The organism is Escherichia albertii NBRC 107761 = DSM 17582, assembly GCF_000759775.1.
GTDB classification, from domain to species: domain Bacteria; phylum Pseudomonadota; class Gammaproteobacteria; order Enterobacterales; family Enterobacteriaceae; genus Escherichia; species Escherichia albertii.
Genome location: NZ_BBMY01000050.1, coordinates 1 through 11,757, shown reverse-complemented (window position 1 = coordinate 11,757; position 11,757 = coordinate 1). Strand labels below are relative to the sequence as shown.

The following is an 11,757-nucleotide window of genomic DNA, read 5'->3' as shown; positions in this document are numbered from 1 at the left end:
ATGCGATAGCAGATTAACTCTTGTTCCCTTCGCAGGTATTAGCCTGATCAGGTTCCGCGGATCCCGAATAAACGGTCTCAGCCAGTTAAGGCACTCCGACAAGAAATTAGCCCCGCAGACGGGGCGTTGGCTGTAAATTACGCGTTAACCGCGCAGAACTCAAGCAGGATGTTTGACGCGAGCGGCATCAAGCACCAGCAGAATCAGCTTATCTTCCAACACAAAGCGCGCTTCCAGCGCCTCGCCGATGTCAGATAAAACCTGTTGAAACTCAAGGTAATTATCGTGATCGATGGCGGTTTCCAGGCTGGAATCGTAGTAATCCATAATCTGTTGGGTATTGGCTTCAAGCTGGGGCCAAATCTTCGTGGCGCGAGCGAGTTGCCCGTTGCCTTCCAGCTTATGAAGAATGCGTTCATAAATACTGAAATGTCCGGCAGACAAGTAATCGACCAGACTCTGGCAAAAATCATCAAGGGCTTTTTCATTTAGCCTCATGTACGATTCTTTACCAGGCTTAATGCCAACCAGATTGTAGTAAGCCACGAGCAGATGCTTACGTACATGTAGCCAGCGATCAACCAGTTTGTTACTTCCTCTGACGTGCTCCGTCAGGTTATCGAGCTGGTTAAGCATGATTGACTCCGCAAGTTTGAATTCAAAAACTGCTCAGTGAGAAATGTAAAAACCATGTTAAACATGCCAGTGATGCAAAGGTAGTGCAAGAGCTATGGATCGTATAATTGAAAAATTAGATCACGGCTGGTGGGTCGTCAGTCATGAACAAAAATTATGGTTGCCGAAGGGCGAATTACCCTATGGCGAAGCGGTAAATTTCGATCTTGTGGGCCAGCGCGCACTACACATCGGCGAATGGCAGGGAGAACCCGTTTGGTTAGTACAACAGCAGCGTCGTCACGATATGGGATCGGTGCGCCAGGTCATTGATCTGGATGTCGGGCTGTTTCAACTGGCTGGACGCGGCGTGCAACTGGCGGAGTTTTACCGTTCGCATAAATACTGCGGATATTGCGGGCATGAAATGTATCCGAGCAAAACCGAATGGGCGATGCTGTGCAGTCACTGCCGTGAGCGTTACTATCCACAAATCGCCCCCTGTATTATCGTTGCTATCCGGCGTGATGATTCGATCCTCCTCGCTCAACATACCCGCCATCGCAATGGTGTCCATACGGTACTTGCCGGATTTGTCGAAGTGGGCGAAACCCTCGAGCAGGCAGTCGCGCGTGAAGTGATGGAAGAGAGCGGAATTAAAGTTAAAAACTTGCGTTACGTGACTTCCCAACCGTGGCCGTTTCCCCAGTCTTTAATGACCGCGTTTATGGCGGAATATGACAGCGGCGACATCGTGATCGACCCGAAAGAATTGCTGGAGGCGAACTGGTATCGCTACGACGATTTGCCGTTACTGCCGCCGCCCGGTACCGTGGCGCGTCGTCTGATAGAAGATACAGTGGCGATGTGTCGGGCAGAGTATGAGTGATGATACACTGACCGCCTGACGCACTAAGGAACAGCCAAAATGACCGAACTTAAAAACGATCGTTATCTGCGGGCGCTGCTGCGCCAGCCCGTTGATGTCACTCCAGTATGGATGATGCGCCAGGCGGGTCGCTATCTACCGGAATATAAAGCTACGCGCGCTCAGGCGGGTGATTTTATGTCGCTGTGCAAAAATGCCGAGCTGGCGTGCGAAGTGACTTTGCAACCGCTGCGTCGCTATCCGCTGGATGCGGCGATTCTTTTCTCCGACATTCTGACTGTCCCGGATGCGATGGGGCTAGGGCTTTATTTTGAAGCCGGAGAAGGTCCGCGATTCACCTCGCCAGTTACCTGTAAAGCCGATGTCGATAAACTGCCAATCCCGGACCCGGAAGATGAGCTGGGTTACGTGATGAACGCGGTGCGTACCATTCGCCGCGAACTGAAAGGCGAAGTGCCGCTGATTGGTTTTTCCGGCAGCCCGTGGACGCTGGCGACTTACATGGTTGAAGGCGGTAGCAGCAAAGCCTTCACCGTGATCAAAAAGATGATGTATGCCGATCCGCAGGCGCTGCACGCGCTGCTCGATAAACTGGCGAAAAGCGTCACGTTGTATCTGAATGCACAGATCAAAGCTGGCGCCCAGGCAGTGATGATTTTCGACACCTGGGGCGGCGTGCTTACCGGGCGTGATTATCAACAGTTCTCGCTCTATTACATGCATAAAATTGTTGATGGCTTACTGCGTGAAAACGACGGTCGCCGCGTGCCGGTCACGCTGTTTACCAAAGGCGGCGGACAGTGGCTGGAAGCGATGGCAGAAACCGGCTGCGATGCGCTGGGCCTCGACTGGACAACGGATATCGCCGATGCGCGTCGTCGTGTGGGTGATAAAGTCGCGTTGCAGGGCAACATGGACCCATCAATGTTGTATGCACCGCCAGCACGCATTGAAGAAGAAGTGGCGACAATTCTTGCCGGTTTTGGTCACGGCGAAGGCCATGTCTTTAACCTCGGCCATGGAATTCATCAGGATGTGCCGCCAGAACATGCTGGCGTGTTTGTCGAGGCAGTGCATCGCTTGTCTGAACAATATCACCGCTAAGGAGTGATTATGGATCTCGCGTCATTACGCGCTCAACAAATCGAACTGGCTTCTTCTGTGATCCGCGAGGATCGACTCGATAAAGATCCCCCGGATCTGATCGCCGGAGCCGATGTCGGGTTTGAGCAAGGCGGAGAAGTGACGCGAGCGGCGATGGTGCTGCTGAAATACCCCTCGCTTGAGCTGGTGGAGTATAAAGTGGCACGTATCGCCACCACCATGCCTTACATTCCTGGTTTTCTTTCCTTCCGTGAATATCCTGCGCTGCTTGCCGCGTGGGACATGCTGTCGCAAAAACCGGATTTAGTGTTTGTCGATGGTCATGGGATCTCGCATCCTCGCCGTCTTGGCGTCGCCAGCCATTTTGGTTTGCTGGTGGATGTGCCGACCATTGGCGTAGCGAAAAAACGACTATGCGGTAAATTCGAACCGCTCTCCAGCGAACCGGGCGCACTGGCCCCGCTGATGGATAAAGGCGAGCAGCTGGCCTGGGTCTGGCGCAGCAAAGCGCGCTGTAACCCGTTGTTTATTTCTACCGGCCATCGGGTCAGCGTGGACAGCGCGCTGGCGTGGGTGCAACGCTGCATGAAAGGCTATCGTCTGCCGGAGCCAACGCGCTGGGCGGACGCGGTGGCCTCGGAACGTCCGGCGTTTGTGCGCTATACAGCAAATCACCCCTAATTCAGGTAAACTGCGGATAATTTTCGTATCTGAGAACTCAACATGTTACAAAACCCGATTCATCTGCGTCTGGAGCGCCTGGAAAGCTGGCAGCACGTCACTTTCATGGCTTGCTTATGCGAACGCATGTACCCCAACTACGCCATGTTCTGCCAGCAGACAGGTTTTGGTGATGGGCAAATTTACCGCCGTATTCTCGATCTCATCTGGGAAATGCTGACCGTCAAAGACGCAAAAGTAAATTTCGACAGCCAGCTGGAGAAGTTTGAAGAAGCGATTCCTTCTGCAGACGATTTCGATCTGTACGGCGTTTATCCAGCAATCGACGCCTGCGTGGCGTTAAGTGAACTGGTCCATTCACGTTTGAGTGGCGAAACGCTCGAACACGCGGTGGAAGTGAGTAAGACTTCCATCACCACTGTCGCGATGCTGGAAATGACTCAGGCTGGTCGCGAAATGAGCGATGAAGAGCTCAAGGAAAACCCAGCAGTAGAGCAAGAATGGGACATTCAGTGGGAAATTTTCCGACTTTTAGCCGATTGCGAAGAACGCGATATCGATCTGATAAAAGGGTTGAGAGCGGACCTGCGTGAGGCGGGTGAGAGCAATATTGGTATAATTTTTCAGCAATAAGACCAGAAAACGTGATTTAACGCCTGATTTGTCGTACCTGGAGTCTTCCCTTTCGCCCCCCGTCTGGTCTACATTTGGGGGGCGAAAAAAAGTGGCTATCGGTGCGTGTATGCAGGAGAGTGCTATTCTGGCATTTCCGTCGCACTCGATGCTTAGCAAGCGATAAACACATTGTAAGGATAACTTATGAACAAGACTCAACTGATTGATGTAATTGCAGAGAAAGCAGAACTGTCCAAAACCCAGGCTAAAGCTGCTCTGGAGTCCACTCTGGCTGCAATTACTGAGTCTCTGAAAGAAGGCGATGCTGTACAACTGGTTGGTTTCGGTACCTTCAAAGTGAACCACCGCGCTGAGCGTACTGGCCGCAACCCGCAGACCGGTAAAGAAATTAAAATTGCCGCAGCTAACGTACCGGCGTTTGTTTCTGGCAAGGCACTGAAAGACGCAGTTAAGTAAGATTGCGTGGCAGTGAACAGTTTTAACGAAGGGGTGGTTTCACCCCTTTTGTCTTTCTGGCGTCGATCATTGATGCTGGCTGGCGCTCTGTTTCTCACTGCCTGTAGCCACAACGCTTCACTTCCTCCCTTTACCGCCAGTGGATTTGCTGAAGATCAGGGCGCGGTCCGCATCTGGCGAAAAGACAGCGGCGATAATGTCCATTTGCTTGCCGTGTTTAGCCCGTGGCGCAATGGCGATACCACGACGCGAGAGTATCGCTGGCAGGGCGATAACCTCACACTTATCAATATCAACGTTTACAGCAAACCGCCGGTAAACATCCGGGCGCGTTTTGACGATCGCGGTGACTTGAGCTTTATGCAACGTGAATCCGACGGGCAAAAGCAGCAGCTTTCCAATGATCAGATCGATTTATACCGTTATCGTGCCGCGCAGATCCGCGAGATTAGCGATGCCTTACGCCAGGGGAGAGTCGTGCTGCGTCAGGGACGCTGGCATGCGATGGAGCAGACAGTAACCACCTGTGAAGGGCAAACCATTAAACCTGATTTAGATGCGCAGGCGATAGCGCATATCGAGCGCCGCCAGAGCCGCTCATCTGTTGATGTGAGCGTGGCATGGCTGGAAGCGCCCGAGGGTTCGCAATTACTGTTAGTGGCAAACTCTGATTTCTGCCGTTGGCAACCCAACGAGAAGACGTTTTGATTTACCAGTGGCCCATGCCCATATGACCGCCACCATCGCAACCACCGTAACCGCGCGGGATACCCGCTTCAGCCAACGCAATATCGCGTTTAACCCGTAACTCGTCTAATGATTGACGCAGCGTTTCCATCTCTTTAGCAACGGCATTGATTTTGCTGCTATCCGGTGGGTTCGCGGCTAACAACGCGTTGTATTCATAACGCTTCGTCACCAGTTGTTGTTGCAGCACGCTGCTTTGGGCGTAAAAGTCATTATGAATTTTTTGCCAGACTGTCTGTTGTTCGCTGGTCAAGGGGGCGGCGTTTTGCTGCCACATGCCGTGTCCGCCGTGGGCGAATGCTGGTGTTGCTCCCATTGCCATTGCTGAAAGCGCCATCATGACCAGGGCAATTTTCGTGTTCCGTTTCATGACTCATCCTCATGTGGTTGTTTTCTTCGGGTATTTGCATTTTCCGTGCCAACTAAAAAAACAGGTCTGATGGGCTTTCTGTTGCGGCAAGCGAGTAAAAATGACTCGCCAGTCGTGGAGAGTGAGTCGTTTTTACTCATTGAAACACAAGCCTTTGTGTTTCAGCGCAGGGTCACAGTCGATAAAAGATGGCATGATTTCTGCTGTTCAGAAGGAATGACCAAGCAAAGAGCAGATCGTTTTATGCAGCGACCAAAAGATACCTTAGCGAAATGGCTCAGCACGATTCTTCCGGTGGCGATTCTGGTGCTGGTAGGGTTGTTTGCGGTAACCGTCATTCGGGATTATGGCCGGGCGAGTGAGGCCGATCGGCAGGCATTACTGGAAAAAGGAAATGTACTCATTCGCGCTCTGGAATCAGGAAGCCGCGTGGGCATGGGTATGCGTATGCATCATGTGCAGCAACAGGCATTGCTGGAAGAGATGGCAGGGCAACCGGGAGTGTTGTGGTTTGCCGTGACTAATGCGCAGGGGATTATCGTTCTTCATAGCAATCCCAATATGGTTGGACGCCCTCTGTATACACCCGACGAAATGAAGCAGTTAAAGCCAGAGGAAAACGCTCGCTGGAGACTGATGGATAACACAGGAAATGAACCTGCACTTGAGGTTTATCGCTTATTCCAGCCAATGTCGGCTTCCTGGCGCCACGGCATGCATAATATGCCGCGCTGCAGCAACGAAGGTGCGCCATTGGGAGAGGCACAACAGGTTATTTTTATCGCTGTTGATGCCAGCGATCTGGTAGCTACTCAGGCAGGAGAAAAACGCAATACCCTGATTATTATCTTCGCGCTGGCGACAGTACTGCTGGCAAGCGTGTTGTCTTTCTTCTGGTATCGTCGATATTTGCGCTCGCGCCAGCTTCTGCAGGATGAGATGAAACGCAAAGAGAAGCTGGTGGCGTTGGGGCATCTGGCAGCAGGTGTCGCCCACGAAATCCGTAACCCGCTTTCATCCATTAAAGGGCTGGCGAAATACTTCGCCGAGCGCGCGCCTGCGGGTGGCGAAGCGCATCAACTGGCGCAGGTGATGGCGAAAGAAGCCGACCGTTTGAATCGTGTGGTAAGTGAGCTGCTGGAGTTAGTTAAGCCAACGCATCTGGCTTTGCAGACGGTGGATCTCAATACTCTGATTAACCACTCATTACAGCTGGTAAGCCAGGATGCAAACAGCCGGGAGATCCAGTTACGCTTTACCGCCAACGACACATTGCCGCAAATTCAGGCCGACCCGGACCGGCTGACTCAGGTTCTGCTGAATCTCTATCTCAATGCCATTCAGGCTATTGGTCAGCATGGCGTGATTAGCGTTGTGGCAAATGAAAGCGGAGCGGGCGTGAAAATCAGCGTTACCGACAGCGGTAAGGGAATTGCGGCGGATCAGCTTGAAGCCATCTTCACCCCGTATTTCACCACCAAAGCCGAAGGTACCGGGTTGGGGCTGGCGGTCGTACATAATATTGTTGAACAACACGGTGGTACAATTCAGGTCGCAAGTCAGGAGGGGAAAGGCGCTACGTTCACCCTCTGGCTTCCGGTCAATATTACGCATAAGGACCCACAAGGATGACGCACGATAATATCGATATTCTGGTGGTGGATGATGACATTAGCCACTGCACTATCTTGCAGGCATTGCTGCGCGGCTGGGGCTATAACGTCGCGCTGGCGAACAGCGGGCGACAGGCGCTGGCACAGGTGCGGGAGCAGGTTTTTGATCTCGTGCTTTGCGATGTGCGAATGGCTGAGATGGACGGTATTGCCACGCTGAAAGAGAGCAAAGCGTTAAATCCGGCGATTCCGGTACTGATTATGACCGCGTACTCCAGCGTCGAGACGGCGGTAGAGGCGTTGAAAACCGGGGCGCTGGATTATCTCATTAAGCCGCTGGATTTCGATAACCTGCAGGCGACGCTGGAAAAGGCGCTCGCGCATACGCACTGTGTTGACGCTGAAATGCCTGCGGTGTCTGCCAGCCAGTTCGGTATGGTTGGCAAAAGCCCGGCGATGCAGCACCTGCTCAGTGAAATTGCCCTCGTCGCGCCATCAGAAGCCACTGTGTTGATCCACGGCGATTCCGGCACGGGCAAAGAGCTGGTTGCCAGAGCGATTCACGCCAGTAGCGCCCGTCGCGAAAAGCCTCTGGTGGCACTTAACTGCGCGGCGCTCAACGAATCCTTACTGGAATCCGAATTGTTTGGTCACGAAAAAGGGGCGTTTACCGGCGCCGACAAACGGCGGGAAGGGCGCTTTGTTGAGGCAGATGGCGGCACGCTGTTTCTCGATGAAATTGGCGATATCTCGCCGATGATGCAGGTTCGCCTGCTGCGTGCCATTCAGGAGCGCGAAGTAGCAACGTGTCGGTAGCAACCAGACTATCCCGGTTGATGTCCGGCTGATTGCGGCGACCCATCGCGATCTTGCCGAGGAGGTGAATGCCGGGCGTTTTCGCCAGGATCTCTACTATCGCCTGAACGTGGTGGCAATTGAAGTACCGTCGCTGCGGCAACGGCGGGAAGATATTCCCCTGCTGGCTGACCATTTTCTTCAGCGGTTTGCCGAACGTAATCGCAAGGCGGTAAAAGGTTTTACGCCCTAGGCGATGGATCTGCTGATTCACTACGACTGGCCGGGAAATATTCGTGAACTGGAAAACGCGGTGGAACGGGCGGTGGTACTGCTGACCGGGGAATATATTTCCGAACGCGAGCTGCCGCTGGCGATTGCCAGTACGCCGATCCCGCTAGCGCAAAGCCAGGATATTCAGCCGTTGGTGGAAGTGGAAAAAGAGGTGATTCTGGCGGCGCTGGAGAAAACGGGCGGCAACAAAACTGAAGCCGCCCGTCAGTTAGGAATTACGCGTAAAACGCTGTTGGCAAAACTGTCGCGTTAGTTCTGTTCGCGTTCGATGGCGCGCCAGCCGATATCTTTCCGGCAGAAGCAATCGTCCCAGTGGATATCGGTCATTAAGGCATAAGCGCGTTTCTGCGCTTCAGCTACGGTATGACCCAGCGCGGTGACGCACAGTACGCGTCCGCCGCTGGTCACCACCTGCTCGTCATCCGCCAGTTTTGTGCCCGCATGGAACACTTTGCCGCCTGCCACTTCTTCCAGCGGCAGGCCGTGGATCACATCGCCGGTGCGATAATCACCCGGATACCCGCCCGCAGCCATCACCACGCCGAGAGAAGCACGGTCATCCCACTCGGACGTTTTCTCGTCCAGCTTGCCTTCACAGGCTGCCAGGCAGAGTTCAACCAGATCGGACTTCATGCGCAGCATAATCGGCTGGGTTTCCGGGTCGCCAAAGCGGCAGTTAAATTCGATAACCTTCGGATTGCCCTGTTTGTCGATCATCAGGCCCGCGTAGAGAAAACCGGTGTAGGTGTTGCCTTCCGCCGCCATGCCTTTCACGGTTGGCCAAATGATACGTTCCATGGTGCGCTGATGAACGTCATCGGTTACTACCGGGGCAGGGGAGTAAGCGCCCATCCCGCCCGTGTTTGGTCCGGTATCTTTATCGCCTACGCGTTTGTGATCCTGGCTGGTGGCCATCGGCAGCACATGCTCGCCATCCACCATCACGATAAAGCTCGCTTCTTCGCCATCGAGAAATTCTTCGATAACAATGCGATGACCCGCGTCGCCAAAAGCGTTGCCCGCCAGCATATCGTGAACGGCGGCTTCGGCTTCTTCCAGCGTCATCGCCACGATCACGCCTTTCCCGGCAGCCAGACCGTCCGCTTTAATGACGATTGGCGCGCCTTTCTCACGCAGATACGCCAGCGCAGGTTCTACCTCGGTAAAGTTCTGGTATTCCGCCGTAGGGATTTTATGGCGGGCCAGGAAATCTTTGGTAAATGCTTTCGAGCCTTCCAGTTGCGCGGCACCTGCGGTTGGACCGAAGATTTTCAGCCCGGCGGCGCGGAAGGTATCAACCACGCCTTTCACCAGCGGCGCTTCCGGGCCGACGATGGTTAGATCTACCTTTTCGTTTTGCGCGAAATCCAGCAGCGCCGGGATATCGGTCACGCCGATAGCAACGTTTTGCAGCGCGGGTTCCAGTGCAGTGCCTGCGTTACCCGGAGCAACAAAAACAGTTTCAACCAGCGGCGACTGCGCCGCTTTCCAGGCCAGCGCGTGCTCGCGCCCGCCGTTACCAATCACTAATACTTTCATCTGTCGCTCCATTAATGGCGGAAGTGGCGCATGTCGGTGAAGAGCATCGCAATACCGTGTTCATCGGCGGCGGCAATCACTTCGTCATCACGGATAGAACCGCCAGGCTGGATTACACAGGTCACGCCCGCAGCGGCGGCGGCATCAATACCGTCACGGAACGGGAAGAACGCGTCAGAGGCCATCGAGGAACCTTTCACTTCCAGACCTTCATCGGCCGCTTTAATACCGGCGATTTTTGCGGAGTACACGCGGCTCATCTGGCCCGCGCCAATCCCGATGGTCATATTGTTTTTGGCATAGACGATGGCGTTAGACTTAACGAACTTCGCTACCTTCCAACAGAATAGTGCATCACGCAGTTCCTGTTCAGTCGGCTGGCGTTTGGTGACGACACGCAGTTCTTCCGCACCGACCATCCCCAGATCGCGATCCTGAACCAGCAGACCGCCGTTAACGCGTTTGAAATCAAGGCCCGGAACACGTTCGCCCCACTGACCGCAGGTCAGAACGCGTACGTTCTGCTTGGCGGCGGTGATTTTCAGGGCTTCTTCGCTGGCGGACGGTGCAATGATCACTTCGACAAACTGACGAGAAATGATGGCCTGTGCGGTTTCAGCATCCAGCTCGCGGTTAAAGGCAATAATGCCGCCGAATGCGGAGGTTGGGTCGGTTTTGTACGCGCGATCGTAAGCATCAAGAAGGGAATTGCCGATAGCCACGCCGCAAGGGTTGGCGTGCTTCACAATCACACATGCTGGCTCGGCGAACTCTTTCACGCACTCCAGCGCCGCATCGGTATCGGCGATGTTGTTATAAGAGAGGGCTTTACCCTGAACCTGGGTTGCGGTGGCAACAGAGGCTTCTTTCACGTTCTCTTCTATATAGAAGGCCGCCTGCTGGTGGCTGTTCTCGCCGTAGCGCATATCCTGCTTCTTAATGAAATTCAGGTTCAGCGTGCGCGGGAAGCGACCGGCGGCTTCTTTGCTTTCACCGTGGTAAGCCGGAACCATGCTGCCGAAGTAGTTGGCAATCATGCTGTCGTAGGCGGCAGTGTGTTCGAAGGCTTTGATAGCGAGGTCGAAACGGGTTGCAAGCGTCAGCGATCCTTCGTTGGCATCCATCTCTTTAATAATGGCGTCGTAGTCGCTGCTCTTCACCACGATTGCGACATCTTTATGGTTCTTGGCGGCGGAGCGCACCATCGTTGGACCGCCGATATCGATGTTCTCAACCGCATCTTCCAGCGAGCAACCTTCACGGGCCACGGTCTGGGCGAACGGATACAGGTTAACAACCACCATATCGATAGGCTGGATCTGATGTTCTTCCATAATGGCATCATCCTGGCCGCGACGACCCAGAATGCCACCATGCACTTTTGGATGCAGGGTCTTCACGCGTCCATCCATCATCTCCGGGAAACCGGTGTAATCGGAAACTTCGGTTACCGGCAAACCTTTTTCCGCTAACAGACGGGCAGTGCCCCCTGTAGACAGCAGCTCCACACCGCGTGCGGAAAGTGCCTGGGCGAATTCGACGATATCGGCTTTGTCAGAGACACTGAGCAGAGCGCGGCGGACTGGACGACGTTGTTGCATGGTAAATCCCCTGGATTTGACTATTACAGAGAGCGTTAGCTGAATTTTTCGCGAAAAACTCAGCTAACACCCCTAACGGGGCATCCTTATTTTTCGCCCGCATTGTAACGAAAACGTTTGCGCAACGCTCGCGAATTTTTCTTTTCAATGGCGATCACAATTTTGACAGTGGTTACCGTGGGAAAAATACAGAAATTACATTGATGATTGTGGATAAATCTGTGCGTAAAAAGGTATAAAGCGGTGTTTTGCTGGGGAATGCAGCAGTCAGTCATTTTTCTGCAATTTTTCTATTGCGGATGCGCGGGAACTCCCTATAATGCGCCTCCATCGACACGGCGGATGTGAATCACTTCACACAAATAGCCGGTTCGGTTGAAGAGAAAAATCCTGAAATTCGGGGTTGACTCTGAAAGA

11 protein-coding genes, 1 pseudogene and 1 riboswitch are annotated in these 11,757 nt (G+C 53.6%); of the genes and pseudogenes, 8 read left to right on the top strand and 4 right to left on the bottom strand.

What is annotated here, in order from left to right; all coding sequences use genetic code 11:
* Positions 1–7 precede the first annotated feature (7 nt).
* Positions 8–108, bottom strand: a riboswitch (TPP riboswitch).
* Between the two features lie 51 nt (positions 109–159).
* Positions 160–636 (bottom strand): Rsd/AlgQ family anti-sigma factor, encoded by a 477-nt coding sequence (locus EA14781_RS10940; protein ID WP_000934293.1) that lies wholly within the window; start codon positions 634–636, stop codon positions 160–162.
* 94 nt (positions 637–730) lie between these two features.
* On the opposite strand from EA14781_RS10940, the gene nudC reads away from it, so the two are divergent.
* The 6 genes from nudC to EA14781_RS10910 all read left to right on the top strand — a co-directional run bounded on the left by nudC (position 731) and on the right by EA14781_RS10910 (position 5,089).
* On the top strand, positions 731–1,504 hold the full coding sequence (gene nudC, locus EA14781_RS10935) for an NAD(+) diphosphatase (RefSeq protein ID WP_000373948.1): 774 nt from the start codon (positions 731–733) through the stop codon (positions 1,502–1,504).
* 39 nt (positions 1,505–1,543) lie between these two features.
* Positions 1,544–2,608: a uroporphyrinogen decarboxylase gene (gene hemE / locus EA14781_RS10930; protein WP_000137648.1), complete on the top strand. Its 1,065-nt coding sequence runs from the start codon at positions 1,544–1,546 to the stop codon at positions 2,606–2,608.
* A gap of 9 nt (positions 2,609–2,617) precedes the next feature.
* The gene (gene nfi, locus EA14781_RS10925; protein WP_000362381.1) at positions 2,618–3,289 is read left to right on the top strand and encodes a deoxyribonuclease V; all 672 of its coding nucleotides are present in this window, start codon (positions 2,618–2,620) and stop codon (positions 3,287–3,289) included.
* 42 nt (positions 3,290–3,331) lie between these two features.
* Positions 3,332–3,922, top strand: a complete 591-nt coding sequence (locus EA14781_RS10920) for a YjaG family protein (protein ID WP_000940097.1) — start codon at positions 3,332–3,334, stop codon at positions 3,920–3,922.
* Positions 3,923–4,108: 186 nt separating this feature from the next.
* Positions 4,109–4,381: a nucleoid-associated protein HU-alpha gene (gene hupA, locus EA14781_RS10915; protein WP_001044513.1), complete on the top strand. Its 273-nt coding sequence runs from the start codon at positions 4,109–4,111 to the stop codon at positions 4,379–4,381.
* A 12-nt stretch (positions 4,382–4,393) separates the two neighbouring features.
* Complete coding sequence (locus EA14781_RS10910) at positions 4,394–5,089, top strand: DUF1481 domain-containing protein (RefSeq protein ID WP_032275427.1); 696 nt, start codon at positions 4,394–4,396, stop codon at positions 5,087–5,089.
* Position 5,090: 1 nt separating this feature from the next.
* On the opposite strand, the gene zraP is transcribed toward EA14781_RS10910, so the two are convergent.
* On the bottom strand, positions 5,091–5,498 hold the full coding sequence (zraP, locus tag EA14781_RS10905; RefSeq protein WP_000828220.1) for a zinc resistance sensor/chaperone ZraP: 408 nt from the start codon (positions 5,496–5,498) through the stop codon (positions 5,091–5,093).
* A gap of 216 nt (positions 5,499–5,714) precedes the next feature.
* On the opposite strand from zraP, the gene zraS reads away from it, so the two are divergent.
* Positions 5,715–7,130: a two-component system sensor histidine kinase ZraS gene (gene zraS / locus EA14781_RS10900; protein ID WP_000166335.1), complete on the top strand. Its 1,416-nt coding sequence runs from the start codon at positions 5,715–5,717 to the stop codon at positions 7,128–7,130.
* A pseudogene (gene zraR, locus EA14781_RS10895) lies at positions 7,127–8,453 on the top strand (sigma-54-dependent response regulator transcription factor ZraR). The gene zraS and the pseudogene zraR overlap by 4 nt, the downstream one beginning before the upstream one ends.
* On the opposite strand, the gene purD reads toward zraR, so the two are convergent.
* Entirely contained in the window at positions 8,450–9,739 is a 1,290-nt protein-coding gene (gene purD, locus EA14781_RS10890; RefSeq protein WP_000866830.1) for a phosphoribosylamine--glycine ligase, read from the bottom strand. The pseudogene zraR and the gene purD overlap by 4 nt on opposite strands.
* An 11-nt stretch (positions 9,740–9,750) precedes the next feature.
* Positions 9,751–11,340 (bottom strand): bifunctional phosphoribosylaminoimidazolecarboxamide formyltransferase/IMP cyclohydrolase, encoded by a 1,590-nt coding sequence (purH, locus tag EA14781_RS10885; RefSeq protein WP_001187488.1) that lies wholly within the window; start codon positions 11,338–11,340, stop codon positions 9,751–9,753.
* Positions 11,341–11,757 lie beyond the last annotated feature (417 nt).